At 71.6% G+C, this 26,841-nt stretch carries 29 protein-coding genes and 1 pseudogene; 10 read left to right on the top strand and 20 right to left on the bottom strand.

The features are described 5' to 3' along the window. Window positions 1-5: 5 nt before the first annotated feature. Both ACFV4P_RS34225 and ACFV4P_RS34220 read left to right on the top strand, forming a co-directional pair. On the top strand, window positions 6-701 hold the full coding sequence (locus ACFV4P_RS34225) for an HD domain-containing protein (RefSeq protein WP_380477393.1): 696 nt from the start codon (window positions 6-8) through the stop codon (window positions 699-701). A 270-nt stretch (window positions 702-971) separates the two neighbouring features. Further along, window positions 972-1,103 (top strand): annotated as a pseudogene (locus ACFV4P_RS34220) (alkene reductase); the annotation flags it as partial. A 190-nt stretch (window positions 1,104-1,293) separates the two neighbouring features. Here ACFV4P_RS34220 and ACFV4P_RS34215 read toward each other — a convergent pair. Further along, window positions 1,294-2,451 carry an IS701 family transposase gene (locus ACFV4P_RS34215; protein WP_380477405.1) on the bottom strand — a complete coding sequence of 386 codons (1,158 nt, stop codon included), beginning with the start codon at window positions 2,449-2,451 and terminating at the stop codon, window positions 1,294-1,296. Window positions 2,452-2,496: 45 nt separating this feature from the next. Between ACFV4P_RS34215 and ACFV4P_RS34210 the strand changes: the two genes are divergently transcribed. Beyond that, window positions 2,497-3,456 (top strand): alkene reductase, encoded by a 960-nt coding sequence (locus ACFV4P_RS34210; protein WP_380477392.1) that lies wholly within the window; start codon window positions 2,497-2,499, stop codon window positions 3,454-3,456. A gap of 285 nt (window positions 3,457-3,741) precedes the next feature. On the opposite strand, the gene ACFV4P_RS34205 is transcribed toward ACFV4P_RS34210, so the two are convergent. From ACFV4P_RS34205 to ACFV4P_RS34115, 19 genes are all read right to left on the bottom strand, one after another. Next, a complete protein-coding gene (locus tag ACFV4P_RS34205; RefSeq protein WP_380477391.1) occupies window positions 3,742-3,936 on the bottom strand; it encodes a hypothetical protein in 195 nt (64 codons plus the stop codon). 39 nt (window positions 3,937-3,975) lie between these two features. Then, window positions 3,976-4,716, bottom strand: coding sequence for a LuxR C-terminal-related transcriptional regulator (locus tag ACFV4P_RS34200; protein WP_380477390.1), 741 nt, complete (start codon window positions 4,714-4,716; stop codon window positions 3,976-3,978). A gap of 36 nt (window positions 4,717-4,752) precedes the next feature. After that, window positions 4,753-5,748 (bottom strand): hypothetical protein, encoded by a 996-nt coding sequence (locus ACFV4P_RS34195; protein ID WP_380477389.1) that lies wholly within the window; start codon window positions 5,746-5,748, stop codon window positions 4,753-4,755. A gap of 74 nt (window positions 5,749-5,822) precedes the next feature. Further along, the gene (locus ACFV4P_RS34190) at window positions 5,823-7,721 is read right to left on the bottom strand and encodes a glycoside hydrolase family 15 protein (RefSeq protein ID WP_380477388.1); all 1,899 of its coding nucleotides are present in this window, start codon (window positions 7,719-7,721) and stop codon (window positions 5,823-5,825) included. 32 nt (window positions 7,722-7,753) lie between these two features. Beyond that, entirely contained in the window at window positions 7,754-8,254 is a 501-nt protein-coding gene (locus ACFV4P_RS34185) for a hypothetical protein (RefSeq protein WP_380477387.1), read from the bottom strand. Between the two features lie 104 nt (window positions 8,255-8,358). Beyond that, complete coding sequence (locus tag ACFV4P_RS34180) at window positions 8,359-9,264, bottom strand: hypothetical protein (RefSeq protein ID WP_380477386.1); 906 nt, start codon at window positions 9,262-9,264, stop codon at window positions 8,359-8,361. Continuing rightward, the gene (locus tag ACFV4P_RS34175) at window positions 9,261-9,536 is read right to left on the bottom strand and encodes a hypothetical protein (RefSeq protein WP_380477385.1); all 276 of its coding nucleotides are present in this window, start codon (window positions 9,534-9,536) and stop codon (window positions 9,261-9,263) included. The genes ACFV4P_RS34180 and ACFV4P_RS34175 overlap by 4 nt, the downstream gene beginning before the upstream one ends. Beyond that, window positions 9,533-9,901 carry a hypothetical protein gene (locus ACFV4P_RS34170; protein WP_380477384.1) on the bottom strand — a complete coding sequence of 123 codons (369 nt, stop codon included), beginning with the start codon at window positions 9,899-9,901 and terminating at the stop codon, window positions 9,533-9,535. The genes ACFV4P_RS34175 and ACFV4P_RS34170 overlap by 4 nt, the downstream gene beginning before the upstream one ends. Next, a complete protein-coding gene (locus ACFV4P_RS34165) occupies window positions 9,898-10,434 on the bottom strand; it encodes a response regulator transcription factor (RefSeq protein WP_380477383.1) in 537 nt (178 codons plus the stop codon). The genes ACFV4P_RS34170 and ACFV4P_RS34165 overlap by 4 nt, the downstream gene beginning before the upstream one ends. Next, window positions 10,431-10,934, bottom strand: a complete 504-nt coding sequence (locus tag ACFV4P_RS34160; RefSeq protein ID WP_380477382.1) for a LuxR C-terminal-related transcriptional regulator — start codon at window positions 10,932-10,934, stop codon at window positions 10,431-10,433. Before ACFV4P_RS34160 ends, ACFV4P_RS34165 begins: the two co-directional genes overlap by 4 nt. A gap of 32 nt (window positions 10,935-10,966) precedes the next feature. Next, window positions 10,967-12,460 carry a Mur ligase domain-containing protein gene (locus tag ACFV4P_RS34155; RefSeq protein WP_380477381.1) on the bottom strand — a complete coding sequence of 498 codons (1,494 nt, stop codon included), beginning with the start codon at window positions 12,458-12,460 and terminating at the stop codon, window positions 10,967-10,969. A gap of 85 nt (window positions 12,461-12,545) precedes the next feature. Next, window positions 12,546-13,931 carry a glutamine synthetase family protein gene (locus tag ACFV4P_RS34150; protein ID WP_380477380.1) on the bottom strand — a complete coding sequence of 462 codons (1,386 nt, stop codon included), beginning with the start codon at window positions 13,929-13,931 and terminating at the stop codon, window positions 12,546-12,548. Window positions 13,932-13,939: 8 nt separating this feature from the next. Further along, window positions 13,940-15,436, bottom strand: coding sequence for an amino acid permease (locus ACFV4P_RS34145; RefSeq protein ID WP_380477379.1), 1,497 nt, complete (start codon window positions 15,434-15,436; stop codon window positions 13,940-13,942). Window positions 15,437-15,508: 72 nt separating this feature from the next. Beyond that, window positions 15,509-16,456: a hypothetical protein gene (locus ACFV4P_RS34140; protein WP_380477378.1), complete on the bottom strand. Its 948-nt coding sequence runs from the start codon at window positions 16,454-16,456 to the stop codon at window positions 15,509-15,511. A 196-nt stretch (window positions 16,457-16,652) separates the two neighbouring features. Further along, complete coding sequence (locus tag ACFV4P_RS34135; protein WP_380477377.1) at window positions 16,653-17,102, bottom strand: hypothetical protein; 450 nt, start codon at window positions 17,100-17,102, stop codon at window positions 16,653-16,655. 114 nt (window positions 17,103-17,216) lie between these two features. Then, a complete protein-coding gene (locus ACFV4P_RS34130; protein WP_380477404.1) occupies window positions 17,217-17,870 on the bottom strand; it encodes an HAD-IA family hydrolase in 654 nt (217 codons plus the stop codon). Window positions 17,871-17,888: 18 nt separating this feature from the next. Further along, a complete protein-coding gene (locus tag ACFV4P_RS34125) occupies window positions 17,889-19,085 on the bottom strand; it encodes a helix-turn-helix domain-containing protein (RefSeq protein ID WP_380477376.1) in 1,197 nt (398 codons plus the stop codon). Window positions 19,086-19,306: 221 nt separating this feature from the next. Further along, on the bottom strand, window positions 19,307-19,579 hold the full coding sequence (locus tag ACFV4P_RS34120) for a DUF397 domain-containing protein (RefSeq protein ID WP_380477375.1): 273 nt from the start codon (window positions 19,577-19,579) through the stop codon (window positions 19,307-19,309). Further along, a complete protein-coding gene (locus tag ACFV4P_RS34115; RefSeq protein WP_380477374.1) occupies window positions 19,576-20,394 on the bottom strand; it encodes a Scr1 family TA system antitoxin-like transcriptional regulator in 819 nt (272 codons plus the stop codon). The genes ACFV4P_RS34120 and ACFV4P_RS34115 overlap by 4 nt, the downstream gene beginning before the upstream one ends. Before the next feature lie 307 nt (window positions 20,395-20,701). Here ACFV4P_RS34115 and ACFV4P_RS34110 point away from each other — a divergent pair, with 307 nt between their 5' ends. The 7 genes from ACFV4P_RS34110 to ACFV4P_RS34080 are packed head-to-tail and all read left to right on the top strand — an operon-like array spanning window position 20,702 to window position 26,763. Next, window positions 20,702-21,916 (top strand): cytochrome P450, encoded by a 1,215-nt coding sequence (locus ACFV4P_RS34110; protein ID WP_380477373.1) that lies wholly within the window; start codon window positions 20,702-20,704, stop codon window positions 21,914-21,916. Further along, window positions 21,913-22,404, top strand: a complete 492-nt coding sequence (locus ACFV4P_RS34105) for a deoxycytidine deaminase (RefSeq protein WP_380477372.1) — start codon at window positions 21,913-21,915, stop codon at window positions 22,402-22,404. The genes ACFV4P_RS34110 and ACFV4P_RS34105 overlap by 4 nt, the downstream gene beginning before the upstream one ends. Continuing rightward, window positions 22,401-22,943: a dCTP deaminase gene (locus tag ACFV4P_RS34100; protein ID WP_380477371.1), complete on the top strand. Its 543-nt coding sequence runs from the start codon at window positions 22,401-22,403 to the stop codon at window positions 22,941-22,943. Before ACFV4P_RS34105 ends, ACFV4P_RS34100 begins: the two co-directional genes overlap by 4 nt. Then, a complete protein-coding gene (locus tag ACFV4P_RS34095) occupies window positions 22,936-23,586 on the top strand; it encodes a hypothetical protein (RefSeq protein WP_380477370.1) in 651 nt (216 codons plus the stop codon). The genes ACFV4P_RS34100 and ACFV4P_RS34095 overlap by 8 nt, the downstream gene beginning before the upstream one ends. Further along, window positions 23,583-25,343 carry an amino acid--tRNA ligase-related protein gene (locus ACFV4P_RS34090; RefSeq protein ID WP_380477369.1) on the top strand — a complete coding sequence of 587 codons (1,761 nt, stop codon included), beginning with the start codon at window positions 23,583-23,585 and terminating at the stop codon, window positions 25,341-25,343. The genes ACFV4P_RS34095 and ACFV4P_RS34090 overlap by 4 nt, the downstream gene beginning before the upstream one ends. Next, entirely contained in the window at window positions 25,340-26,200 is an 861-nt protein-coding gene (locus tag ACFV4P_RS34085; protein ID WP_380477368.1) for a class I SAM-dependent methyltransferase, read from the top strand. The genes ACFV4P_RS34090 and ACFV4P_RS34085 overlap by 4 nt, the downstream gene beginning before the upstream one ends. 23 nt (window positions 26,201-26,223) lie before the next feature. Next, window positions 26,224-26,763, top strand: coding sequence for an AAA family ATPase (locus ACFV4P_RS34080; protein WP_380477367.1), 540 nt, complete (start codon window positions 26,224-26,226; stop codon window positions 26,761-26,763). The last annotated feature ends 78 nt before the right edge of the window (window positions 26,764-26,841 follow it).

The following is a 26,841-nucleotide window of genomic DNA, read 5'->3' as shown; positions in this document are numbered from 1 at the left end:
CCCTGATGCCGGCGAGCCTGGCTGCCGGTCCACCACGGAAGTTGAGCCAGAACCCGTTCTCACGGACAGAGCCAATCGCGGGCGTACGCATCCCGGACAGCGTGCTGGCGCGTGAGGCGACCGAGCTGGTGCGCGAGGTCGGTCCACCGCTGCTGTTCGACCACGCGCGCCGGGTGTTCCTGTTCGGCGCGCTGAGGGGCGCCGAACGGAAGCTGGAGTTCGATCCTGAACTGCTGTACGTGGGGGCGATGTTCCACGACCTGGGACTGACGGAACGCTTCCGCCGTACCGACCAGCGCTTCGAGATCGACGGAGCCGACGAGGCCCGCCGATTCCTGCTGAGCCACGGCGTCACCGGCGAGCCGGCCGAGCGGGTGTGGACGGCCATCGCCCTGCACACCACCCCGGAGATCCCGCTGCGCATGGCGCCCGAGATCGCCCTGGTCACCCGCGGTGTGGAACTGGACGTCCTGGGGGTCGGCTATCACGCGATCTCCGACGAGCAGCGGGCCGCGGTGGTCGCCGCCCATCCCCGCCCCGATTTCAAGAACCGGATCCTCGCCGCATTCACCGAAGGCATCAAGGACCGCCCGGACAGTACGTTCGGCAACGTCAAGGCCGATGTCCTCGCCCACTTCGTCCCCGGCTTCCGCCGCGGCGACTTCGTCGACGTCATCAAGGGCTCCGACTGGCCCGAATGACCCACCTGCACGACACAAACGCGGCACTGCGTGGACGGGGCTGGCTGGCCGAGGCCCCTTACCCCCGTCCTCCGCCTCACCGGGCCAGGGTGTGGCTCCGGCCCCCTCCCACCTGTTCCGATCTCCGCAGTGTCCCGAACTCCGCTCACGTGACCCAGCTGATGAAGCGACAGACCCCGGAACGCGTCGATCCGCCACACCAGCCGATGGTCCGTCAGGCGGCTCAGGTTCCGGCAATCACAGTACGACCGAAAACCCAAGGAGAATGACATGGCAACCGCGTTCGACCCCCTGGACCTCGGCGGCAGGCCGCTGGCCAACCGTATCGCGATGGCACCGATGACACGAAGCCGTGCATACGGCCCCGGCGCCTCGCCCACCGAAGCCATGGCGACCTACTACTGCAACGGTGTTTATGGTGACGAGGCTTCAGCTCTTGGGCTGTGGCCTCGTCTCTTGTAGTGGCTGGTTCGGGCCTGGTGTTGGCGTCGGCGGCGCCAGTGGGACCAGTGCAGGACGTGTGCGGTGCTGTGGCGGACAGGCCGGGTGAGGTGGGTGATCAGCCGGCGGATCTCGGGGACGGTCAGCGGTATCAGGTCATGCGTTCGACCTTCTCCAGCCCCCTTTCGAGCTGCCCGGCCCGCAGGACGGCGAGGTGGGCGTGGACGGCCATGGCGAGCGTGATGTGCCGGTACCAGCCCTGGTGGCGGCGGACCTGGTAGTCGTCCAGGCCGCACTGGCCCTTCGCGGTCTGGAAGCACTCCTCGACCGCCCAGCGTGCGCCCGCCACGGCGATCAGCTCGTTCAAGGTGGCGTCCGCAGGCGCGTAGGCGATGTAGTGGGCGACCTTCGTCGGGTCGGCGATGCTGCGGCGCGCCAGCACCCAGTGCCTGCGGTCCGGGCGGTGCCAGGGCCGGACCTCGACGCGCGCCCAGTCGTAGACGCGCGGGCCGTGGGCGCCCTCACCGCACGAGCGGCGCTTCCACTTCTGCCTCGGCAGACCGGCGACCAGGTCGTGCAGCGGGTGGTCGAGGGCCTGCCGGGTGACGACGGTGTCGTGCCGGGTGGTGGCCACGACGTGGAAGACGTCGGCCTGCTCCAGCTCGTTCCGCCAGCCCTTGCTGTAGCCGTAGCCGGCGTCCGCGGTCACCCACCGGAACGGGATCTTGTCGTCGATCGCACGGCGGACCATCGCCCGCGCGAGCTGGACCTTGGTGGCGAACTCGACGTCGTCGCCGATCCCCGCCTCCCGGCAGCGCCCGCGGTCGTCCGTCCAGGACTTCGGCAGGTAGAGCGCCCGGTCGATCAACGTCCGTCCCCGGCCGCCGGAGTAGGCGAGGAAGACCCCGACCTGGCAGTTCTCGGTGCGGCCGGCGGTGCCCGAGTACTGCCGCTGGACGCCCGCCGACCGCACGCCCTTCTTCAGGAACCCGGTGTCGTCCACGATCAGCACGCCGCCCGGATCCGCCAGGTGCTCGACCACGTACGCGCGCACGTCGCCGAGCACCCCGTCCGCGTCCCAGCCGATCCGGTTCAACAGTCGCTGGATCCGGTCCGGACCCGCATGGCCGGCCTCCTCCGCAACCGTCCACCCGTTCTTTCGCTCCAACGGCGCCAACAGACCCCGCATGTAGGCAAGCGCCGACTCCCGCGACTCACTCCGCGCGAACCGGTGAGCAAACCGCTCGTGCAGCCCGGCAAGCCCGTCGGACCAACGACGAGCATCGACCTCGGATATCTCCCCACCCATGAACAACCCAACGAACGAACCCAACGGCCGTCACGGTAGGCACCGTTGCAGTACTACTACGCCCAGCGGGCCAGCGCGGGCCTGATCGTCACCGAAGGGATCCAGCCCACGGCGGTGGGGCAGGGCTATCCCGACACCCCCGGACTGCACTCCGCCGAACAAGTGGAGGCATGGAAGAAGGTCACCGCGGCGGTGCACCGGCACGGCGGCACGATCTTCGCCCAGTTGATGCACACCGGGCGCGCCGGCCACCCGAGTCTCCTGCCCGACGGCCTCGTCCCCCTCGGCCCGTCGGCCGTCCGGCCGAGCGGGAAGGTGTACACCCACGACGGTCCGAAGGACTTCGTCGTCCCGAAGGAGATGACCGAGGAGGACATCCGGCAGACTGTCAAGGACTTCGCGTCCGCCGCACGCAACGCCGTGGCCGCCGGGTTCGACGGGGTCGAGATCCACGGTGCTAACGGCTACCTGGTGCACCAGTTCCTGGCCGACAACACCAACCTGCGCACCGACGGATGGGGCGGTGACGTCGCCGGCCGGATCCGGTTCGCCGTCGAGACCGTCACCGCCGTGACGGACGCCATCGGTGCGCACCGGGTGGGGCTGCGTCTGTCCCCGGGGAATGTCTTCAACGACATCGTCGAGTCCCGGCAGGGCGAGATCTACGAGGCGCTCCTGTCCGCGCTCAATCCCTCGGGGATGGCCTACGTTCACCTGATCGAAAGCGCGGACCGGGACCTGACCGAACGGCTGCGTAAGGAATGGGAATCGGTGTTCATCCTCAACCCCCACACCGCTCCCGACCCCACAGGCCCGGAGTCCCTCGACCTGATTGAGAAGGGCACCGCCGACATGATCTCCTTCGGCGCGCTGTTCCTCGCCAACCCTGACCTTCCCCGCAGGCTCGCGCTCGGCGGTCCGTTCAACGCGCCGGACCGCGCCACCTTCTACGGCGGCGACGAGCACGGCTACACGGACTACCCGTCCCTCGCCTGCCCTGAATGACCGGTGCCGTACGGCGAGAGGGCAGGGTGTGACCCGGTCCCCGTGCGGGAACCACTTTGCCCAATTGCCTGCGCCGAGGTGCCCCCCACTCCGTCGACAGGCCCCCACGGGGGCGTCGACGGCGATGCCGTCCTGCCGAAGAAAGGACGCGTCTCCCCGGAACCTCCGGACGTGGGCACCGTGACACCACGAAGACCGCACCGCGGCTGGCGCACAGTGCGCGGCCCCGTCGTCGCGCGACGGCGGGGCTGCGCCGGTGGCCGGTGGAGCCGGTGGAGCGACTGGCTACCTGGCGGTAGTCGGGGTGGGGGCCGGGGTGGAGCTGGAGGAGGTGGGGGCGGCCGGGGTGACGGCGTCGGACCCGAAGCCGCCCATCAGCCCTATACCGACCGCCAGCCCGGCGATCGTGCACACGAACGCCTTGTTGCGGTCCCACCAGCTCGCCTTGGCGTCCTCCTCGGTGATCACGTACCTGGCCATTGGGTTCCTTCGCTTGAGTTCGTGTCGTCGGTCTGCTGCTCAGCCACAGTCAGGTCTGAGAGGAGTCATGACGACAGGCCGGGCCCAGGCAAAAACCGGCGGCCGGGCGGCGGGCCCGGATGGGTGCCGACGTCGTGGCGCGCAACTACGGGCGGCCGGGGCGTCATGAAGGCCGGCGTCGAGACGACTGGTCCCGGACGCCGCCCGCAGGCGCGGCACTCCGGGGACGTCGATCAGCCCGTTGGCCGCGCCGACGACGACGGCGCGGAACAGGCTGGGCATGCCGAGCTTCTCGCGAAGGCGTTGCAGGTGGACCTTGAGGGTGTTGACGGGAACGCCGACGTGCACGGCGACCTCCCGCGACGACAGGCCGGACGCCCGCATGACCAGGAGTTCGACTTCCTCCGGGCTCAGGGACTGCGGCCACGCCATCGGGGAGGCCACGGCCTCCACAGGGACGACGCGGTGCGCAAGTCCCGCGAGGGCGGCCATCTGCCGGTCCCGCGTGCCGAGGTGCCGGTGGAACTGCCCTATCCGCTGCTTCACCGTGCCGGGCGCGATCTCCAGCTCCGCGCCGATGCGCGCGTACGACAGGCCCCGAACGAAGAAACCGAAGGTGTCGACCAGCGCCGGCGACCAGCCGGTCGGCTGCGGCGCGTTGGAGAACACCATCTCGAACCGCTGCGCAGCGAGCGCGAGTACGGTCCGGGTCTGTTGGGGCTGGGAGCAGGGTTCCGTCACCGGGGCCCGGCCCCGTCCGGTCGGCGGGTGGGTGGACACGAGGGGATCTCTCTGGCTGGTTGGCGGGTGGGGCAGTCAGCGCAGTCCGCGCGCGCTCTCGTGGGCGATCCGTTGTGCCTTCCACGCGGCTCGCTCCGTCGCGCTGCGCTTCCTGGCGGCGGAGTGTTCCTCGGACGAGGCGGCGACGCCGGCGCGCAGGGTGGGCAGGTGCAGCACGGTGAGGATGGGCAAGTGGGTGGCGACGTCGTCGTAGCCGGCGAGCACCTCCAAGTGCACGGCGGAGGCGGCTGTGCGCAGGTCCGCGTACACGCGGCAATCCCGGTCACCCGCCCGCCGCCCGTCCACGGGCAGCAGGACGCTGCCGGTCGGCCGCATCGCCTCCTCCGTGCCGACCACACGCGCGACGTCCACCAGGCCCTGGGCGGAGAGCGCCTCGTGGACCCTGGTGGCGGCAATCCGGCCGATGCCGTGGACGTGGTGGGAACGGTCGTGCCAGTGGGCCCGGCCCGGACCCGTGCTGCGGTCGATCTCCTCCTGCTCGCCGACCGCGTCCTCGTTGAAGGCGCCGACGACGAGACGGCACATGTTGCCCGGCAGATGGTTGAGGCTCTCGGCCATGAGCAGCCGTTCGGCGGGCGAGTGGCGGCTCAGATGGACGCCGGTGACGGAGAACAGGCCGGCTTCGAGCGCGCCCGCGGCGCTGCGAACCTTGAACGTCACGCTCACCCTGGGGACACGCGGGTCTCTCGCGTTCGCGTTGCGGTGGTTGAGGCCGTGGTTCAGCACGCCGGCGGGCCGGGTGAAGAGGGCGTTGCGGTGCCTGGTGACTGGTGTCGTCGCGGACGGGTAGGCGTCCATGCGCAACTTCTGGGCGGCGACGTCGATGTGGTCCGTGTCCAGTTTGCCGAGGGCGACGACGTCCGGGTCGTAGCGACGTGCGATCAGGCAGACCTCGTCGATGTCCCCACCGCCTTCGAGTGTCCACGACAGGACAACGAGGTAGTCCGAGCGCGGCAGCGGCAGCGGCGGCAGGGCGTCGCGCGGCACTGGCACGGTGGGCAGGTCGGGCACGGCAAGTCCGTTCGAGAGCAGGGGTGGTGGGAGGTGTGTCCCGGCCCGGCGCGCGGCCGGGCCGGGGCGGCGGGTCAGGCGAGCGCGTCCGCGAGGCTGCGGACGGTCGGGGCGGGCGCGCGGTGTTCGGCGGCGGCAAGTGCGAGGTGGGCGTCGATCAGGGCCTGGTGGGTCATGCCCTGCGGGTAGTTGCCGAGCTGGCATCCGGCGTCGGGGTCGTACTCCTCGGCGAGCAGGCCGAGGTCGCTGCGCAGCGCGAGCAGGGTGTCGATCGTGGCGCGGGCCTCGTCGGTGCGGCCGGTGACGGCGCAGGCGGTGGCGAGCCAGGCGGTGCAGGGCAGGAAGCGGCCTTCGTGGCCGGGCAGGCCGTCGATGTTCTGGGCGGTGTCGTGGGTGGGGTAGCGCTCCACCAGGCCGTGCTTGTCGGCGAGTTCGGCCGCTATGGCATCGATGGTGCCGGTGGCGAGCGGGTCGTCGGGGCCGAGCATGCCGGTGGTGACGGCGTGCAGCACGGAGGCGTCCAGGTCGGTGCCGCCGAAGACCTGGGTGAGCGCGGGCGTGCCGCCGTCGCGGGTGCGGACGGCGCAGGCGAGCACCGTGGCGCGCACGGTCTTCGCCAGTTCCTCCAGGCGCGCGGCGACGGCGGGGTCGGTGTCGCCGCCGGCGCGCAGCATCCGCACCGTGCGGTCGAGGGCGACCCAGCACCAGATCCGGGAGGAGGTGTAGCGCTGGGGCGTTCCGCGGCTCTCCCACATCCCGCAGTCCCGCTTGCGCCACGACTTCTCGACCTGGAGAGCGAGTTGCAGCACGTACGCGCGGACGTCGTCGCCGCCGGGCAGCCCGGCCTTCTCCATCTCCCACAGGGTGTCGGCGAGTTCGCCGAACACGTCGAGCTGGAGCTGACCGTCGGCGCCGTTGCCGACCCTCACCGGGCCTGCACCCCGCCAGCCGGGCAGGTGGGCGAGGATCTGCTCGTCGGTGCCCGCGATGCTGTCGAGGCGGTAGAGGGGGCGCAGGTCGGCGGGGTCGGTTCGGGCGAGCAGCCAGTCCCTCCACGCCAGGGCCTCCTCGGCGTAGCCGCACCGCACCAGGGTCCGGACGTACCACGCGGTGTCCCTCGGCCACATGAAGCGGTAGTCCCACGTCCGGCAGTCCTCCCCGGGCTGCCCGCCGGTGGGCAGGCGCTCGGGAAGGCTGGTCGTGGGCGCGGCGACGAACGCGCCGCTGTTGATCTGCTGCATGGCCTTGACGGTGATCAGGGAGCGCAGCACCGCGTCCCGGTCGGGGCCCATGTAGGTGCACTGGCCGGCCCAGTCCTCCCACCACTGGAGGGCAGCCTTCAGTTCGGCGCCGCTCGGCGGGGCGGGGGCGGGTCGGCCGGTGGCGGTCCACGTCAGTGCGAACACCGCCTGCTGGCCGGCGTTGAGGACCTTTTCGGCGTGCTGGACGCCGTCGCGGTCGGTGGTGTGGGCGGGGCCGTCCAGCCAGAACGTGTCACGGTCGTGGGTGAGGCGGGTGCGGGGCGTTGCGAAGTCCACCTGGTCGATCCGCGGAGTGGCGGCTCCGTAGTTCGGGCGCAGGGCGAAAGTCGAGGCGACGGTGACGGTGCCCTCGGTGCAGACGGCGATGCGAATCAGCTGCGCGGGTGCCCAGTCGTCGGCGTTGGGCGCGGTGAGGAAGTCCGTGACGGCCAGCGTGCCGCCGGCGGTGCGCCAGATCTGTTCGACGACGATGCTGTGGCCGAGGTATCGGCGCCGGTCCGCGACCGGCGGGGTACCGCTAGCGGTGGCGGGGCCGATCCGCCACATGCCGTGCTCACTCGTTCCGAGGAGGCCGGCGAGCACGGCGGGCGAGTCGAACCCGGGCAGGCACAACCAGTCGATGTTGCCGTCGGGGGTGCTGAGCGCGGCGGTGCGGCCGTTGCCGAGGAGCGCGTGGTCCTCGATCCGGGACTGGGTGGCGGTGCGGGGCATGGTGATCCTGACGTCGGGCGGGTGGCGGGTGGTCAGCCCCGTACGGGGGCGGGGGTGGTGAGCGCGGCAAGGGCGGCGGCGACGGTGCCAGCGAGGCTGTCGGCGACGGGCAGCCACGGCATGCGGTGCGCGAGCAGTACGCGGTTGGCGCGCTGGACGGGGTCGGCGGGGTCGCAGCCGACGACCACCAGCCCGCCGTAAGGGGTGAACAGGCCGGCCTCGTAGCAGTCCTGCACGCGCATGGGCCCGATCGGGTTCCAGAACACGACCGCGGCGGTGCGGCGGATGTTGCGGTCCTGCCAGCCGAGAGGTTCCCACGCGGCGTAGGGGTCGGTGGCCGGATTGCGGGAGGGGCGGGGGTTGAGGACGGTTCCGTCGAAGCCGGCGCGCGCCAGCAGCTCGACCGCCTTCCACTGCCAGTCCGGGCAGCCGACGGTCGCCCCGGCGAGGAACACCGACGGGCGGCCGTCCGGCTCGAAGGGCTCCGGTGCTTCGACGTACCGCAGGCGGCCGGGTAGGAACTGGTGGTTCATCACTTCTCTGCGGGGTGTGGGCGCGGGCGGCGGACAGGCGGTGCCGGGCCGACGAACTGGCTCGACCAAGCCGGTTGCGGTGGTCCGAGGACGTGGGCGGACGGTCACGTCGGCCTCACCGTGGGGCCTCGTCCGTCGACGGGATAGGGCCCGCGGGCCGGGATGGCCGAGTCGGGCACGACGCCGATGGCGAGCGCGATGGCACGGGCGTGAATGGGGGTGAGGCCGCCAAGGGCCCGGATCGCGAAGTGCCTGCGGTGTATGACCGTGCCGACAGTCCGGCCGAAACGGCGGGCGACATCGGTCAGTTCGCTGCCGATGGTGGCGATGAGGAAGTCGAGGTCGGCCGGCTTCGGGGCAGTTGGCGGGCTGACGGCGGTACGCAGCGCCAGTACGGGGTCGAGGTAGCCGTCGACAATCGCCCTGGCAATCAGGTGCGCGGCGTTCACGCACCCCCGGAGCCTGACGGAGCGGGAGGTGGTGTTGCCGATGAAGCTCCTCGGGTACCTGGACAGTTCAGTGATCTGGGCGTAGGTCCGGCCCGTCATCAGCTGCACGAACACGCCCTCGGCGTACGGCTGCAAGGGCACGGGGTGCTGCGGCGGGCCTGTCAGCCGGCCGGCCACCGTGACGAGCAGCCCCGGCACAGGCGTCAAGAACTCCTGCGCCTGCTCGGGCAGCACCGCCGTGACGTACGGCAGATCGGAGGCGTGCTGGTGCTGCCCGGCGGGCAGGACCTCGGTCCACAGGTCGTGAAGTCCGTGGCGCCCGTACTCGGAGCGCACCCGGGCGTAGCGGTGCTCTCCGCGCAGCGCCACCGGCAGACCGGCCTCCCGCGCGCATTCCAGGAGCCGCACCAGCGGCGGCAGCCGGTCGGGCGAGCCGGCGGGGGCGGCACTCAGCAGCGCCTCGGCGTCCACGACGACGCCGGGATGGGTAGCCAGTAAGCGTCTGAACAGGCGGTCGGACTCGTAGGGCGGGGCTTCGACGGGAGAGGGTGCTGTCGTCATCGGCGAGGTGTTGTTCCGTTATCGGTGGTGCGGCCCTGACCCGGACGGCCGCCATGGGTGTGGTGCCAGGTGGTGCGGTCGGCTGCCGCGCGGCGGCAGATCAGCCAGTCGAGGCCAGCCCCTGCCGCGAGCGCGGGGGCCGCGGCCAGGGCGAGCCAGACCGGCTCGGCAAGGGAGCGGCGCTCGATGAGGAACAGCAGCGAGGCTCCGGTGCAAACGCCGAGCAGGAAGCACACGAGGGCCGCGGCACGGCCGGGGAACGATGTGTTCACTGCTCCTCCGCCCCGGGTCGGGCCGAGGCCGGCGCACCGGTCGTCGCCGACTCCGCGAGTCGCGCTTCGCGCCGGGCACGCCACCGGACGAGCGGGTGATCGCCGGCCCGATACATCCGGATCTCATGGGCAACGGCGGGGACCACGATGACCGCTTGGAAGGCCAGCAGCAGCAGCACCCGGCCCCGCAGTGCGAGAACGAGGTCGAGCAAGAGCCCGGCCCACAGTCCGAAGGCGGTTCCGAGGCCGAACACGACGACGACAACGAGCAGCACGCCGGCGGCGATACGCGAGGGAGACCGGGGCACGGTGTCCTGCCAGGCGCGCTGCTGATCGCGACCGGCCGCGAGGGGCGTGGCGGTCACCGCGCGGCCGTCGGCCGGACGAGCTTGTCGGACACGCCGACGACGACGGCCTGCGCCGGGCTGGAGACCCCCAGGCGCACGTACAGGGTCCTGACGTGGGTGCCCATGGTGGTCTGCGAGACGCCGAGCTTCCGGGCGATGTCGGTCGTGGCGCGGCCGTCCGTCCAGTCCTGCAGGATCGCCAGGAGCCGGGGCGGGAGGTCGGACGGCGATGTGTCGGGCGTGGTGTCGGACTGCGGGGTGTCGGGCGTAGTGTCGGACGGCGATGTGTCGCGCGTGGCGGTGACGAGTCCCGCGACGGTCATCCGTCCGGCGAGCTGGGCACCGGTTCGGGTGCCGGTCTTGTTCAGGAGGTCCTGGATGGCCTGCCGGGCGGCCTCGGTGTCCCGGTACGGTCCGGGTGCGTGGGCGATGTCGCGGGCCGTGAAGCCGGCCGCGATCTGGCCGGCTAGCGTCAGTTCGCTGTCGGTGAGGGCGCGCAGGTCTTCGAGGGATGCGGGGGACCCGGTCTTCTTCCGGGTGGAGGCGTTCACAGGGCGACGGCGGCGGTCAGCGGCTTCGCCGGCCAGGCGGGGTTGATGTCGCTCAGCAGCACCAGGCCGGTGAGGACCCCGACGACGACCGCCTGCGGCGTGCGGCGGACGCCGAGGGTGGCGAGCACCGTTTTGCCGTAGCTGCGGACCGTGCTCTGGGCGATGCCGAGTTCGGCGGCCAGCTTCTCGTCGGTCATCCCGCCTGCCCAGCCGGAGAGGACCTGCTGATGTCGCCGGGTCAGGGTGGGCGTGGTGGTCAGTGCCTCGGTGGGCCGCGTGGGTCGGGTGACGATTCGTTGGGCGGTGGCCCATGCCGCCAGGTGCGCCAGGGTGTGGGTGCCGGTCGCGGCAAGGACCGCGCCGATCGCGCCGTGTGCCCCGTCCGGCCGCAGCCGGATCTCGGGCTCGGCGGCGATCTGCTTGAGGCTCGCGCCGTTGGCGACGAGCACGATCAACCGTCGCTGCGCGTCGGTCAGTTCGGGCGAGGGAGCGGGGGTCACAGGGGTCTCTCCAGCAGAGCGGTTCGGGTGGTTCAGGACTGCGGGGTCGGCGCGGTGGGCGGGGCGAGGTGGGCCAGCAGGCGCGGTGCCAGCTGCTCGGCCTGCCCGGTGCCGACGACGAGGACCAGGTCGCCCTCGGTGACCATGTCGTCGATCTGCTGCACCGTGTCCGCGTCGCCCGGGCCGGAGCGGAGGCGGTGGACGGCTCCGGCGTCGAGGTGCTGGAGGGCTGCCTGTTCGATGGCGTCCAGCGGGTCGGGCACGGTGTGGCGGGTCAGCGGGGTGCTGACCGGCAGCAGCAGCGCCAGGTCGGCGTCGGCGAGGGCCTCGCCGATCTCCTCGGCGTGCGCGCCGGCGCGGGCGAGGCCGTCCAGCTCCAGGACGACGAGCAGCGAGCCCTCGGTGAGCAGCCGGGCGGCCTCCAGCACGTCCTGGGCGATCTCGTGCGGGTGCCGGGCGCGGGAGTCGACGACGGTGACGCCGCCCTCCGTGCCGACGGTGGCGAGGCAGCGCTCAGCGCCGGGGAAGGCGGTGGCGCGCTGGACGACGGCCCGCGGGTCTGCGTCGATCACCAGGGCGGTGGCGATGGCCGCACACACCGCCAGGGCGTGGTGGCGGCCGGCCACCGGCACGTCGAAGGAGTGGCCCGCCCCCTGGTGGCGCAGCACGATCCGGAAGCCGGCGGCGGTGCGGGTCAGGTGCGTGACCTGGACGGTGGAGGACGTGTCGAGGCCGACGGTGACCACGTTGGGGCCGGGCCTGCCGGTGAGGCGGTCGCGCAGGAGCGCGGCGCTCTTGTCCCAGATCGGCAGGACGACGGTGTCGGCGCGGCGGGCGACGCGTTCGGCGGCGTCCAAGCCCGCGACGGGGTCCTCGAAGTGCGGGGCGTTGGCGCCGGTCGACATGATCAGCGCGGCAGCGTAGCGGGGCTCGGCAAGAGGGGAGTGCGGGGCGGGCAGGTGCTGCCAGGCGAAGGGCGGAGCGGCCTCGTGAGTGCCGTTGTCCGGGCAGAGGTCGATGACGATCCGGTGCCCGGCGGCGGCGTGGCCGGGGGCGCCCACGCGGGCCGGGGTGTTCAGGATCCACCCGGTGTGCCCGTCGTCGAGGACGTGCGCGAGCGCAGCGGCGGCGGTCGCGGTGCTGTGGCTGCCCGCCACCGCGACCGTCACCGCGCCGGTCCGGGCCGCGATTGTGTTGAGGGCGACGGCGCGGCCGAGGACCGGCAGCCCCAGCACCCGCGCACGGTCCAGCTCCGGGTGCGGTCCGACGACCACTCCCGACCACACCACCGTGCTGCGCTCCGCGCCCACGTGCGCCGCGTCGAAGCCGACATGCACCCGGACTCCGCCCGCTTCGAGAGCAGCCACGACAGGGCTGCCCGCGAGGTCGGCCGGGACGGAGCCGGTGACATCGGCCCCGGCCCCGGCCAGCCAGCGGGCCAGGCCCTCCATGCCGGGCGCGGCGACGTCGACCAGGTGCGGCGCGGCCAGCAGCGCCGACACCGCGCCGGGGCGGGTGGTGTCCACGAGGGTTCCTCCAACAGACAGGGAAGGTGAGGGGGTTGGTCCGGGCCGACGGCGAGGAGCGAGGAGACCCGCCGCCGGCCCGGGGCTATGCCTGGATCAGGCCGCACTCGACCTCGGCGTCGGTGACGCGGGCGGCATGGTGGTCCAGGTCCAGGCGGGCGACGCGGGCCAGGTGTGCGACGGCCGGTTCGCCCAGCAGCTCACCGGCCAGTGCGCTCGTCTCGAACCGGCCGAGGGCCTCCTCCAGCGAGCGCGGCACCAGCGGCGCGTCCAGCCGCCGGTAGGCGTCGCCGCCGACCGCCGGCGGGGGCGTGAGCTTCGCTTCGATGCCGTGCCGGATGCCGGCGACCACCGCCGCCAGCGCCAGCATCGGATTGGCGTCCGCGCCCGGCAGCCGCACCTCCAGCCGCAGACTCGGGCCGTGGCCGACCACCCGCACGGCGCAGGTGCGGTTGTCGCGGCCCCACGCGAGGCGGGCCGGGGCGAACGAGTGGTCCGCGAACCGCTTGTAGCTGTTGACGTACGGCGCCCACAGCGGCGCGACCTCGGGCAGCACCGTCAGTAGTCCGGCCACCGCGTGCCCGCCCAACTCCGACAGCTCGATACCGGCTGCCGGGTCGGCGGCCAGAGCCGGGCCGTCGAGCCCTTCCAGCGACACGTGCAGGTGCATCCCCGAGCCGATGCCGGTGGACGGGGCCGCCATGAACGAGGCGATCAGGCTGTGCTCGGTAGCAATGACCTTCGCGGCGTGCTTGAACAGCACGTGCTGCTCGCACGCCGCCACCGCTTCCCCGTACGGGAAGGTCACTTCCAGTTGGCCGGGCGCGCCTTCGCCCTTGACCGCCTCGACCGGCATCCCAGCTGCGGCCAGGACCCGTCGCAGTCGGCGGCCGAACTCCCGCACCCTCGGCGGCTGGTCGAGCGCGTAGTCACGGTTGTCCCAGGTCGCGGGGCGAAGGCCGCGCCAACCGGACGCCGCAGCGTCCCGGGCGGTGCCCTCGTACAGCACGAACTCCGTCTCGATCCCCACCGCGGGCACCAGGCCGAGATCGGCGAGAGCTTGCTGCTGCTCGGTCAGCACCGTACTGGGAGCGAGCGGGTGCGGGCGTCCGCCGCTGACCGGATCGGCGAGGACCAGCGCGGTGCCCGACAGCCACGGCAGCACCCGGGCGTTCTCCATGTCGGGAAGCAGGGCGACGTCCCCGAAGCCCGACTGCCAGGAGAACGGGCCGTCGCCGGGCGGGGTCATGCCCAGATCGGTGCCGAGCACGTACCCGCACATCTCCGGCGACAGAGGGCCCGAGCGCAACCGGGACAGCAGCGTCTGCGCATCGTGCTCCTTGCCCTTGAGCCTGCCCTGCACGTCGACCGTCGCCAGCAGCACGGTGTCCACGCCGGCGTCCACCAGCTTCTCGACCGCGTCCGCCGCCACTTGGACCTCAACAGCCTTGCGCAGGCTGCCGGTTCGCATCGTCGCGCTCATACGATCTGCGCCTCGATCCGGGCCAGGTGCGCATCGGCCACCACCGGCACGTCGAACTTGTCACCGGCCACCCGCCACCACACCCACGCCAGGGCGAGAACCGCGAGCAGCGTCACGGGCGCGTAGTTGAACGTGTCGACGGTCACCGGGTATCGCTGCGGCAGGCACACCAGCACGACCAGCACCGCCACCCATGTCACCGCGGCGATGCCCACCGACCGGCTCCACCGGCCGAGGTTCCACGGCCCGGGAGCGAACCGGTCGCGCTGCCGCAGCCGCAGGAACACCGGGATGATGTAGCTGGGCGTCATGCCGACGACGTTGACCGCCGTGATCGCCCCGTACGCGGTGGCCGACCACAGCGAGGGGACGGCCAGGACGAACGCCGCGCCGACGGCCAGCCACACCGCAGGCACCGGAGTGCCGTTGGCCGACACCCTGCGCCACGTCGCCGAGCCGGGCAGGGCGTTGTCCCGCGAGAACGCGTAGATCATCCGGGACGCGGCGGTGGTCTCCGCCGAGCCGCAGAACAGCTGGGCGCCGATCACGATCAGCAGCAGCGCCTTCGCGCCGCCCGCACCGACCGTGTCGAGGAAGATCTGCGCGGGCGGCACCACCGCTGCGGCGGTGCCGGCATAGTCCTGGACCGCGAACAGCATCCCGGCCAGCAGCACGAACCCCGCCAGCAGCGACACCCAGATCGAGCGGACGATGCCGCGCGGCGCGGCGAGGCGCGCGTTCACCGTCTCCTCCGACATGTGAGCGGAGGCGTCGTAGCCGCAGAACGTGTAGCCGCCCAGCAGCAGGCCGATCGCGCTCACGTAGATCGGGTTCGACCAGCCGGTGCCGTTGGCGAAGTGCCCGAACACCCAGCCCACGGACTGGTGATGGGACGGCACGACGGCCAGCACGCCGACGATCACCATGATCCCCAGCAGGTGCCACCACACCGAGATCGAGTTCAGCACGCTCACCACGCGGACGCCGAAGACGTTCAGCGCGGCGTGCAGCACCAGGACGCCCGCGAAGATCGCCAGGATCAGGCCCGGAGTCGGAACGGTCCCCCACTGCAACCCGGCGAACGCTGCGATGAACGACGCCGCCCCGTAGTCGATCCCCGCGATCCCGCCGATCAGGCCCAGCAAGTTCAGCCAGCCCGTCACCCAGCCCCACCGCGGACCGCCGAGCCGCTGCGCCATGTAGTACAGGCCGCCGGAGGTCGGGTAGGCGCTGGTGACCTCCGCCAGCGCCGCACCGACGAGCAGCACCGCCAGGCCGACCGCGACCCAGCCCCCCATCATCACCGCCGGCCCGCCGGCCAGCAGGCCGAACCCGAACAGGGTCATGCCGCCCGAAGGCACCGAAATGACGTTGAAGCTGATGCCGAAGTTGGCGAATCCGCCCATCCGGCGTACGAGTTCGGGCTCGTACCCGAGGGAGCGAAGGTGTTCGTCCTCGCCGGGGGCGGGACCAGGACGTTGGTGCCGGGGCATGGTGAACCTCCGTGAGGGGTCGGGTCGGAGCCCGGTGCCGGACACCGGGCGAAAGAAGAGGTTGAGCGGGGGTCAGCGGGCGGCGAAGGCTTTCCGGACGGCGTCGTGCAGCAGCCGGTTGGGATCGTCCGAGAGGCTGGCCCACGGCTCCCCGGAGACGAACGGGTGCATCGCGGCGAACACCTCGGCGGCGTCCTGGTGGCGGCGGGTCGCCGACAGCGCGTGCGCGAGGTGGCTCTCGTCCGCCACCGGCCACCGCGCGCCGGCTCCGCGAGCGGCCCTCCAGTGCGCCAGCACCTGTTGCACGGCCACGCGGACGTCCCCGTCGTTCGTCCACTGCATGTACGCCGCCGCCTCCGTGCCCTTCCCCGCACGCCGGTAGAGCTCGACGTGCCGATACAGCGGCAGCGCGTGAAGAGGAGACCCGGCGGGAGCATCGCGCACGTAGCCGGACAGGAACGAGGACGCCGGGCCAATCTCGCCCCTGCCCAGCCAGAACCGCAGCATCCGATGGAACGCCTCGCGGTTCCACGGATCCGTGCGCCGTACCTGCTCGAAAAGCCCCCACGGGCCGGGCGGAAGCAGCCTGTCCCGCGCCGGCACACGGTGCTCCGGCCGTGCCAGCTCCGAGTCCAGCTGCGCAAGCGCGAGCAGCCCGAGCCACGGGACCGGATCGTCGGCCAGCGCCGACGCCGCCTGCCAGCACCACTCCCGCGCCGAGGCCACGTACTGTCCCAACTCCTGCTTCGTCGCCGGCTGCTGGGCGGCCAGAAGGGCCGCCTGCACCGCCACCCTGCTGCGCAACGTGGTCAGGCCGAACGCGTCCGGCTCCTCCTGCTCCCAGGTGTCGAGCACGTTGAGACGAGTGGCCACCACCCCGAACACCTGCGTCCGCGACGTCCACAACTCCCAGTCGCCCCACGACTGGTGCAACAGCCCCCGCACCGACCACACCCGGCCCTGCCGGAATTCCTCCACGGCCTCGCGCAGGTGGGAATCGTGACCGGCAGGGTGCTGCACAAGACCGGCAGCAACCGTGGACGCCGATGGCATGGCCTGTTCCGCCTTTCATGCTCTGTCGATGCGGTCGTCCCGACCGCTTGGACCTTGGACCTTGAGATGGCGGCCGGCAGAAACCGGTGCGTGGGCATGGTTGCCCACGCGGGAAGTTGGCGACCGGTCTGCTTCCTGCGGCGGGCCGTTGGGTGACCGCAACTCAGGCTTCGCGGCTGCTGGGCCGGTCGCTGCGGATTCGCCGGCCTGCGGCGCGCGGGGTTCCTGATGGCGCGTTGGTCAGGCTTCGGCCGTACAGCGACTGACCGGGGGTGTTGAGGGCGCACGAGACCAGGAACCCTCCTCGGTCAGCGAGGATCGCAGCGAGCCGATCCCACTCCTCGGAGGTGTCCGCGACCATCGCGCGGTTCCAGGTGAGGACGCCCTGGATCTCCCCGCGTTCCAGCGCCTCTACCAGCGCGAGCCACCCCTCCCTCTCGGCGAGGGCGATCTCCACAGCCGAGTCGGTAAACCCGCCCGCGACCACCCACTCCCGGGCTTCGGCGTGCTGCCGACAGTTGCGCTCCAGCACACCGTCCGGATCGCCGGCGGCAGAGACGAAGTAGAGCCCGACCCGTACTCGGCCGGGCAGTTGAGGCGCATCCGAAGGCATGTCACCACTGTGGTTCAGCAGCGGCGCAAGGTGAACCTGCGGTCCGTACGACTTCCGAAAGTCACGGAGGGCTGGAGTCGTACGGTGCGTACGACTTCATCGACGCTGCGTCAACTAGACCTGGACGGAGGCGTCTTCAGGTCCACCCGGCGAAGCGAGATCGATGTCGAGGCCCAGCAGTTGGGCGGTCCGGGCCGCGGTGTCCGGGCCCGTCGCGTGGACCGTCGTGATGCCCAAGGCCTCGGCCGGGCCGAGATTGGCGAAGTGATCGTCGACGAAGACGCAGTCGCGGCCAGCGAGGCCCATGCGTTCCAAGGTCAGTTCGTAGATCGCCGGGTCGGGCTTCGCCAACCCCTCGGCGCCGCTGATCACGTGCACGTCGAACAAGTCCCACACTCCAGTCTCGACGTACGGGTTGTACGGGTCGATTCCGTAGGAGTTGGACAGCAGCGCGACCACCAGGCCTGCCGCGCGCGCCGCGACGGCCAGCGCCACCATCGACGGGACGGCCCGGACCTCCGAGTGCACCCGCCCCATCAGGTTGGCGGGTTCCACTCCCATGATCGCCGCGGTTCCCTCGTTCCACTCCGTCTGGGAGAGCCGGCCGAGTTCGAGTTCGACGTACAGTGCGCGGCCGAGCGGGTCGTCTTCGAGGGTGCTGCGCCAGGCGTCGGCCGGCAGCCCTTCCCGAAGGCACCACGCCCGGGAGGACTGCCCGATCGGGGTGCTCATCACTCCGGCGAAGTCGAGGATCAGGCCGCGCAACATGGTCTCCAAGGCCGAAGGTCAGATCGGAGAAGTCCCCAGGATCTGGGAGAGCTTCCGGAGCCGACTCGTGCTGGCTCGGCTGGCCCTCTGGATGATGACATTCGGGATGGCCTGGTGTCGTGCCCAATCAGCGTGGTCGGTACAGACCTCCAGCAGAGTGTCGACGGCGGTGTCCCACTGGCGGACGTCGCACTGGGCCAAGGCGATGTCGAGCATCATGCGGTTGTGCGAGGCCTGGGTCAGGCCGGTGCTGTCGAAGCGGGCCGCGATATCCAGCGCCCGCCCCGCGTTGCCGAGGGCGACGTTGACTCCGACGGCCTGGGCGCCGGCGTAGGACGGGCCGAACTGCATGCCGCTGGTGAACACGTCCCGGCCGAGTCGGGCGGCGACCGCGTGGGCCTGGGACATCAGGTCGGCGGTCCGCTCGGAGTCGCCGAGCCGAGAAGCGGCGACGGCACCGAAGACGATGTTCTTCCCGTAGGCGACGAGGAGCTTGGAGCCTTGCTCGGAGAACGTCGGCTCGTTGCGGGCCGCGGCTGCTTCCGTCTCGCGCAGCGCCTGTTCGACCCGGTTGTCCCGCAGGAGGACCCTTGCCCGGGCGGAGCCGAGCATGGAGACGCGCACCGGATCGGCGGCGAGCTCCGCGCACCGCATCGCGTGGCCGACGGCGGAGTACGCCAGGTCGCGTGCGCCGAGGAAGTTGGCGATCAGGCCGCAGGCCCGGTAGGCGTCGGAGAGCAGCGCGGCCCCGGTCGCTTCCTTCCCCACGGGTGCGTGCCGGGCGTACAGGGCCGCCGAGCGGAGGAACGGCGCGGCCAGGACCCCGGCATCGGCGTACGCGCCCCGGAAGTAGATCCGCCACATGCGCTCCGCGGCCTCGGTGAGGTCCGCGAGGCCGGGGGCGGTGTCTTCGGCGGGGTCGAAGAGGATGCCGGCCGCAGTGTCGTGGACGGCCTGGGAGAGGGCGCGGAGCATCGCCCGGTCCTCAGTGCTCATGCCCCGCCGGGGGGCCTGTTGGCCGAGGATCACCGAGACTTCGGTGTGCAGACCCTCGGCGACCTTCACGAGGGTCGGCAGCGCCACGTTGCCGCCCTGCTCCAGTTTGCGCAGAGTGTGAAGGGAGATGCCGGACCGGTCGGCGATCTTCTCCTGGCTGACCTTGCCGCGAAGCATCTTCACGCGCTCGCCGGTCGTCAGCTCCGACCAATGGCTCATGCTGACCGCTCCTCCCGATGTCTCCTGGGACCGTACCCCCAAGTGCCCATCGGCGAGCCGGGTTCAACGCAACACGGTTCTCGCCCATGCTCGCGCCGACGAGCACGACGTCACAGATCAACTGGTCGAAGATGGCCGGAGTTCTGCTTGCGGACCGCGACTATCTTGGCAGCGTCGCCCGCCGCGCTTGGCGGTCGGGGGCCTGGACGGCGGCGAAGCCTCTATGGCTGCACCGGGTCGAAGAGGCCAGCCTTCGCTCCTGCGATGAACGCTTGCCACTCCTCGTGCGAGTAGAGCTGGGGGCGGTGGTCCGCGTTCAGGGAGTCGCGGGTGCTCACCAAGCCGCATGCGAGGAACGCGACCTCGACGCAGTTGCTGCCGCCGGTGCTGGCGCTGAGCCACTCCGCTTGTTGCAGCTGTTCTTCGAGCCAGGCCGGGTCGAGGCTGTTCTTCTCGTCGGCGGTGACGATGGCGGTGGCAGGCGGGTGGTTCACGAGAGGTCCTTGGCGATTCGGGTGAGGAGTTCGAGCGATTCCTTCGGCGGCAGCGCGTCCGTCTTGAGGTGGTCGCTGGTGGTGCGGTAGTCCGCGACGGTGGCGGGGTCGTTGAGGTGGAGGGCGGCTTTCATCCCCTCGATGGTGACGGAGTTGTAGCCGGTCGGGAACGTCCAGGACATGAACGGACCGTCGCAGCCGGCGTGCGCGCCGTGTGACAGCGGGATGACCTGGATGACGATGTTCGGGTGCGTGCGGGTGAGCTCGGCCAGGTGGAGGACTTGCGCACGGGCTGTCTCCCGGCCGCCGACTTCCTGCCGCAGCTGTGCTTCCGTGAGGACGGCCCATATCGGGAGGGGCGTTTTGCGGGCGAGGGCGGCATGGCGGCTGTTCCGGCGTACGGTGATGAACCGCTGGATGTCCTCCTGGCCACGCCAGGCCCGTCCGGCGAGGATCACCGCCAGCTCGTAGGCATCGCACTGCAGGAGCCCGTGGACCGCCACCGGCGACCAGATGAACAGGCCGTTGGCGATCTCCAGGTTGACGAGGTAGTCGCCGAGGGGGTCGTCTGTGACGCCGGGGTACAGCTGGGGCCAGTTGCGGTCTCCGGCGTTCCGCACGAGGTCACGCCAGAATCCCTGAACCGCCGAATCGGTGATGCCGAGGATCTCGAAGAAGTGCGGGAGTTGCTGCGGCTTGATGCCCTGCGTGCCGTTTTCGATCTTCGAGCAGGTCGACGCGGATTCGTAGCCCAGCTTGGCGGCAGCCTCGTCCAGGCTCCATCCGAGACGGCGTCGGGCGAGCCGAACCTCCATGCCGAGTCTGCGTCGCCGCGGTGTCGGCTCGACGGCCACTCTCGCACCTCCCCTTTCTGAGACAGCGTAGCGGTTGGTCCCGAACCCGCATATGCCGCTTCAGCGAAAAGGACAGGGTTTCCCTTCCGACCCCCTTGCCCCTCACCTGACGTAGCGTCATCATCGAATGACGGTCCGAGACGGGGCGTGCGACGCCCAGCCGACCGGGCACCGCCCACCGTCGGGCCGAACTCCGTTGCACCGCAGCCCTGTTGTCGCTAGCAGGCGAACTGTCCTGCGCGCACGCCGGGCAGAAGGGAGAGAGCACATGGACCAGAACGCCGTCTTAGTCGCGCTGACCGAGGGGCCTCGGCGCGAACACGCGCTCGCGGCCTTGGCCGTCGGCCCGCGGGTCATCGACTGCCCCGGTCTCGGCAGCGGCAGGCTCGTGGTTCCGCGGTACCGGGAAGTTCGCCGCCTGCTGCGGGATCCGGGATTCCTGTGCGCGCCGACCGCCGCCGGGATGCTGGCGGAGATCAACCCGTCCCTGCGGCCCGCGCTGGAGCCCGTGAAGTCGTGGGTGCTGTACTCGGACGCTCCGCAACACCCGCGAATGCGCGGGCTGTTGGCGAAGGCGTTCACACCGCGTCGGGTCGCGGCCCTGGAGTCGAGGCTCGAAGCGGAGGCCGCCGCGCTGGTCTCGCGCTTCGTGACGGCCGGAGGAGGGGACGCCGCGCGGGACATCGCCGAGCCCCTGCCGGTGAGCACGATCTGCATGCTGCTGGGCGTGCCCCCGGGTGACCGAGACCTTCTCACGAGGTGGGTCAACGACGTCATCCTGTTGACCGAGCCGGCGCTCACCGCGGACCAGGAGCTGCGGCTCACCGGCGCGTGGACGGAGCTGTGGGCGTACTTCTCCGAACACGTCGAGCACCGTCGCGCCGAGCGCGCCGACGACATCGTGTCGGCGCTGACAGAAGCGGAGGAACACGGCGAGCGCCTCACCCGCGAGGAGGTCGTCGCCAACCTGATCACGCTGCTGGTCGGAGGGCATGAGACGACGACCGGACTGATCGGCGGCATCCTGCGGGCACTCGCGGAACACCCGCACCTGGCGGCACCGGTGGCCGACTCCACCGAAGCCGCCGGCGCGTTCGTCGAGGAGGTCCTGCGCCTGGACGGGCCCGCGCAGATCACCGCTCGGACCGCAGCGACGGACTGCGAGATCGGCACCGCCCCAGTGGCAGCGGGAACGCGACTGATCCTCCTTCAGGCGTCGGCGAACCGCGACCCCGAAGTATTCGAGGAACCCGAGGCGTTCCGGCTCAACCGGACGCCCAACAGGCACATCGGATTCGGACACGGCCCACATGCCTGCTTCGGCGCCGCGCTGGCCCGCCTGGAAGCCGCCGCCGTCCTGCGCGCCGTCACGAGCCACGACATCCGCCTCCGAGCAACGGGCAGCACGCAGTGGAAGCCCTCCCAGGTGATCCGCGCCGCCACCGCCCTACCCCTCGCCGTCGAGGGGAGGACGGCCCCGTGATCCTCACCGGCAACGCGATCCGGCACGCCGTCGGCTCGGGTGACATCGTCTTCTCCCCCTACGACCGGGCCGGCGTCAACCCCAACTCGATCAACTACCACCTCGGCCGCGGGCTGAAAGTCTCCGACGGCGACGGCTGGAGCGACGTCGAACTGCCCGACGACGGCTTCGTCCTGGAGCCGCACCGGATGTACCTCGGGCACACCGAGGAGGTCATCGGCAGCCGCCAGTTCGCGATGCGGCTCATCGGCTGCAGCAGCAACGGCAGGCGAGGCCTCTTCCTCCAGCTCAGCGCCGACCTGGGACACACCACCTCCTGCCACCGCTGGACGCTGGAGATCGTCGCGGCCCTGCCTACCCGTATCCGCCCCGGGATGGTGGCCGGCCAGGTCAGCTTCTGGCGCAACGCCGGTCGCGTCGTCCCGAGCCCCGCCACCTACGCCAACTTCAACCACGCCTGCGAGTCGCAGACCGGAGCCGCGTCGTGATCCTCACCGGACACCAGATCGCCGAAGAAGCGGCCACCGGCCGCATCCGGATCACGCCCTTCGACCTGGCGCGCTGCACCACCAACAGCTACGACCTGACCCTGGGCCGCCGCCTGGCGGTCTACCGGCCCGGCCAGGTCCTCGACCCCCGCCTGGAGCCGAACGTCGAGTACCGCGAGATCCCGGACACCGGCCACCTGCTGGAGCCCGGAGCCTTCGTCCTGGGCGAGACCGCCGAACAGCTCGGCAGCGACACCTTCGTACCGATCATGCACGCCAAGAGCGGCTTCGCCCGCCGCGGAGTCTTCGCGCACATCACCGCCGATCTCTTCGACCTCGGCTTCTTCGGGCACTCCACCCTGCAGCTCTACGCCACCTTGCCCACGCTGCTCCTGCCGGGCATGCCGCTGGCACAGGTGACCTTCTGGACCACGTACGGCGAGATCACCGACCTGTACAACGGCAAGTACCAGGGCGGAGACGGCCCGCTTCCCTCGCGCAGCCACCTCGACCCCTGGGCGGTCGACGCCCGTGGCTGACAGTTTCCGCACCATCCGGGGCACCTCGGCGTGCCCGTTCGCCGCCCGCGCCCGCATCGAGACCGTCCCTCCGTACACCGGCCTCCGGCCGTACGAAGCCGGCTTCGCGGCCGGGCCCGCCGTCGCCGACCTCGCACGCCGGATCGAACACGACGACGTCGACGGACTCCTCCTCCAGCTCACCGACCTCGGCCTCGGATCCACGATCGAGGTCCTGGCCGAGACGGTCCGCCAGACCGTCACCGGCCTTCTGGAGGCAACCGGCACCGACCCGGCCGCAGCCCTCGCCGACGCGGGCACGGACGGCTGGTGGCTTCAACTGTCCGGAGTCCGCTGGTTCCTGATCGTCTTCGCCCCCTGCTACCCGGACACCTCCCCGCGCTCCACCCGCGGATCGACCACCACCTTCTTCCTCCTCCAACCCGTCCACTCCTTCGACCGGCATGCCACCCCCAAGGGCGCGGTGATCGCACCGGCCGTCCGCGAGCGCATCCGCTCCGCTCACCAGGCCGCCGGCACCCCCTACAACACCGACCACGCCCAACAGACCGCCGAAGCACAGAAGTTCGTCGCACCGCTCCACCCCGACGACCCGCCTGTCACGTGGTGGCGCGCCCGATCGACCGAAGTGGAGACGACATGAGCACCGACACCGCCGCGCTCGCCGCGTCCGTCGCCCGAACCCACACCAGCAGCGCCCCCACCCGGTGGGACGCGCCCACGGAACTGCTCAGCGCGGCCGCCGTCCTGTTCACCGCCCGCCCCACCGACGGCGCCGACCACCTGCTGGCCGGCATCGCCCGCCTCCTGGACTGCGTCCCCCACGACGCCGTCGCCCTCCACAGCAGCCCCGGCAACCGCGGGCCGCGCGAACTCGACATCCTCCACCACGCACTCGCCGCCGCGACCGAACCCGGCCAACCACCCTGGCCACACAGCCCGGCCGACCCCGCCCGCCTGGCCGCCGCCGCAACCACCCTCTGCGCCACCATCCCCTGCCAGCTCACCGGCCTCCGCGCCGCCGCCGTCCTGCACCTCCTGCGTCTGCTCCCCGACACCCGCGGCGAGCACCACCGCGACCTGCTCCGGCGCACCGCCTGGCTCCTCGACCCGCGAACCGACGACCCCGTCCACCTGCTGCTCGCCCTCACCGGCCCAGACGACCCGCTCGCCCCACCGCCCCGCAGCTCCGCCGCGGCCGGCCCGCGCGCCACCGCCCCGCTGCCGCTGGCCGACTGGGCCGCCTGGCCGTCCCCGGGACACAGCGTCCTCCTGGCCGGCCGCCTCACCGCCGTCCGAGTCCACAAGAAGACCACGTTCGCCGACCTCGCCTGGGACGGCCGCACCGCCCAACTCGCCCTCACCTCCACCGCCGCGGCGAAACTCCAGGCCGGCGACCTGGTCGCCGCCCGCGGAACCTGCTCCACCAGCAGCACCGGCCACCCCACCCTCTTCGTCGACCGCCTCGACCTCCACGAACGCGGCACACGCGCGCCCTTGCCGCCCTCCGCGCTCCTCACCCCCGCCCTGGAGCCGTTGCGCGCGCACCTCGCCGCAGGCGGATTCCGGGAGACGCTCACCCCGACGCTCACTGGCGGCTACTTCGGCGGCACCGCCCGCCCGTTCACCACCTGGGCCGACGCCGCCGGCCACCGCCAGTACCTGCGCGTCACCAGCGAACTCGATCTGCTCGCCACCATCGCCGCCGGCACCACCCGCTGCTACGAGATCGGCCCGAGCTTCCGCAACGAAGGCCAACGAGGCCGCCCCACGGTCGAATTCACCATGCTGGAGGCGTACGCGGCCGACCTCACCCTGCCATTGGCCACCGCCTACCTCGCCGACCTCGTCACCGGCATTACCGGCATCACCTCCCCCCTTGTCCACCGCACCTTCGACCACGCCTTCGCCGCGATCACCGGCATCGACCCCGCCGACGCCCCCGCCGTCCGCGCCCTCGCAGCCGAACGCACCCCCCACACCGCCGAACACACCGACGACGCCGACCGCCTCGCCCGCCGCCTGTGGCGTCACAGCGTCCGCCAGCACCTGCGCGGCTTCACCGCGATCACCGACATCCCCGGCCCCTCCTCACCCCTCATCGCCGGCACCGGCCGCCGAGCACAACGGATCTGGCTCTACGCCGACGGGCTCGAACTCGCCGAGATCGCCGCCAACGAACGCGACCCCCACCGCCTCGCCGACGCCTTCACCACCCAGTTCGCCATGGACCGCCACCTCGCCCACCGCGCCTACCAGCAGGTCATCGACCTGTACGACAGCGGCCTTCCCCCGTGCGTCGGCTTCGGCATGAGCGTCACCCGCCTCGCCGGCCTCCACCCCGCCCACCTGCCCGCCCAGCGCCGAACCCCCGCCCGCACCACCGAGAGGACACCATGACCACCACCGCTTCCGCCCCCGTCACCAGGTGGCCGCTGCCCACGATCCCCCGCTCGGCCGACGAGGTCTGGGCCGCGAACTACCCGGACTTCGTCGCCATGGTCAACCAGACCAACGTCATGCCCGGAGCCCACGCCACCCTCAACACCTGGGCCCTGCACTCGCGCCTCGGCCGACAGCACCACCTCCTCGACGTCGCCTGCACCACCGGCTTCACCAGCCGCGAACTCGCCCGCCTCACCGACTGCGCCGCCACCGGCTTCGACCTCAGCGCCGACTCCGTCGCCCTCGCCCGCTACAACCACCAGCTCCTCGACCCGTCCCTCCGCCTCGCCTACCACCAGGCCGACGGCACCACCTTCACCTCCGAACACACCTTCACCCACATCGCCGTCGGCGCCGCGCTCGGCTTCTTCCCCGACCCGCCCGCCATGGCCCGCCGCCTGCTGAACCTCCTCGCCCCCGACGGCTACGTCCTCGCCTCCCCCTTCTGGGCCCCCGAACCGCTGCCCGACCACGCCGCCGCCGTCCGCCGGGACGTCTTCGGCATCACCAGCCCCATGGAGACCCGCGACCAGGCCCTCGCCCTCTTCGCCGGCCTCGACGTCCTCCACCAGGCCGACCACACCCTCACCCCCGAACCCGCCGACGCCATCGACCACTACTGCCGATCCACCGTCGACCGCGTCCTCGACCAGAGCGGCGGCACCGAGCCCGCCGTCCGCTCCGCCATGACCGAACGCCTCCGCCAGATCAAGCACGCCACCAACACCCTGCGCGCCCACCAGCACTACACCGTGCTGGTCCTGCGTTACGACGCCCGCACCTACCCGAACCGGTACGTCGAACTCTTCTGACCCGCCGACACAAAGGCCCGCACGTGATCCTCTTCGTCAACGGCCCGTTCGGCGTCGGCAAGACCAGCACCACCGGGCTGATCGCCCGACGCCGTCCCGACGCCCTGATCGTCAACCCGGAAGACATCGGCCACATGCTCTGGGCCCAGCTCCCCGAAGCCCTGCGAACCGAGGAGTTCGAGCTGGAGCCGGTCTGGCCGCCACTGACCCGGTGCATGCTCGACCAGGCAGCCCGGCACTACGACCGCCCGGTCGTCGTCCCCATGACCATCGCCCGCCAGCCCGTCTTCGACCAGATCGTCCGACCGCTGCGCGAAGCCGGCCACCACGTGCGCCACTTCACCCTGCTCGCCGAGGCCGCCACCATCCGTTCCCGCCTCCGCGAACGCGGAGAAGGCCCGGACAAGTGGGGACCACTCAGTTGGGAGGGCAACCAGGTCGAACGCTGCCTCGACGCCCTGCGCCGGCCGGAGTTCGCCGACCACGTCGACACCGAGCACCGTCCGGCCGCCGCCGTCGCGGACGAGATCCTCGCCCGGGCCGGACTCCTCCCCGCCGTCTGAACCCCGAAGGGGCCGGCCCGGAGCGAATTGCTCCGGGCCGGGCCCATCGGGGGTAACCTATGCTACGGCAGCGTAACC

Source organism: Kitasatospora sp. NPDC059795 (assembly GCF_042732175.1).
Taxonomy (GTDB): domain Bacteria; phylum Actinomycetota; class Actinomycetes; order Streptomycetales; family Streptomycetaceae; genus Kitasatospora.
The sequence above is the reverse complement of the archived record's forward strand: the minus strand, read 5'-3'. Positions and strand labels throughout refer to the sequence as shown.

Coding starts and splice junctions, on each gene's coding strand:
- ACFV4P_RS34225 (WP_380477393.1), top strand. CDS start 6: ATGCCGGCGAGCCTGGCTGCCGGTCCACCACGGAAGTTGAGCCAGAAC.
- ACFV4P_RS34190 (WP_380477388.1), bottom strand. CDS start 7,721: ATGCCCCGCACCGCCACCCAGTCCCGGATCGAGGACCACGCGCTCCTC.
- ACFV4P_RS34185 (WP_380477387.1), bottom strand. CDS start 8,254: ATGAACCACCAGTTCCTACCCGGCCGCCTGCGGTACGTCGAAGCACCG.
- ACFV4P_RS34090 (WP_380477369.1), top strand. CDS start 23,583: ATGAGCACCGACACCGCCGCGCTCGCCGCGTCCGTCGCCCGAACCCAC.
- ACFV4P_RS34135 (WP_380477377.1), bottom strand. CDS start 17,102: ATGCCTTCGGATGCGCCTCAACTGCCCGGCCGAGTACGGGTCGGGCTC.
- ACFV4P_RS34085 (WP_380477368.1), top strand. CDS start 25,340: ATGACCACCACCGCTTCCGCCCCCGTCACCAGGTGGCCGCTGCCCACG.
- ACFV4P_RS34215 (WP_380477405.1), bottom strand. CDS start 2,451: ATGGGTGGGGAGATATCCGAGGTCGATGCTCGTCGTTGGTCCGACGGG.
- ACFV4P_RS34145 (WP_380477379.1), bottom strand. CDS start 15,436: ATGCCCCGGCACCAACGTCCTGGTCCCGCCCCCGGCGAGGACGAACAC.
- ACFV4P_RS34125 (WP_380477376.1), bottom strand. CDS start 19,085: ATGAGCCATTGGTCGGAGCTGACGACCGGCGAGCGCGTGAAGATGCTT.
- ACFV4P_RS34150 (WP_380477380.1), bottom strand. CDS start 13,931: ATGCGAACCGGCAGCCTGCGCAAGGCTGTTGAGGTCCAAGTGGCGGCG.
- ACFV4P_RS34130 (WP_380477404.1), bottom strand. CDS start 17,870: ATGTTGCGCGGCCTGATCCTCGACTTCGCCGGAGTGATGAGCACCCCG.
- ACFV4P_RS34115 (WP_380477374.1), bottom strand. CDS start 20,394: ATGGAGGTTCGGCTCGCCCGACGCCGTCTCGGATGGAGCCTGGACGAG.
- ACFV4P_RS34110 (WP_380477373.1), top strand. CDS start 20,702: ATGGACCAGAACGCCGTCTTAGTCGCGCTGACCGAGGGGCCTCGGCGC.
- ACFV4P_RS34180 (WP_380477386.1), bottom strand. CDS start 9,264: ATGACGACAGCACCCTCTCCCGTCGAAGCCCCGCCCTACGAGTCCGAC.
- ACFV4P_RS34205 (WP_380477391.1), bottom strand. CDS start 3,936: ATGGCCAGGTACGTGATCACCGAGGAGGACGCCAAGGCGAGCTGGTGG.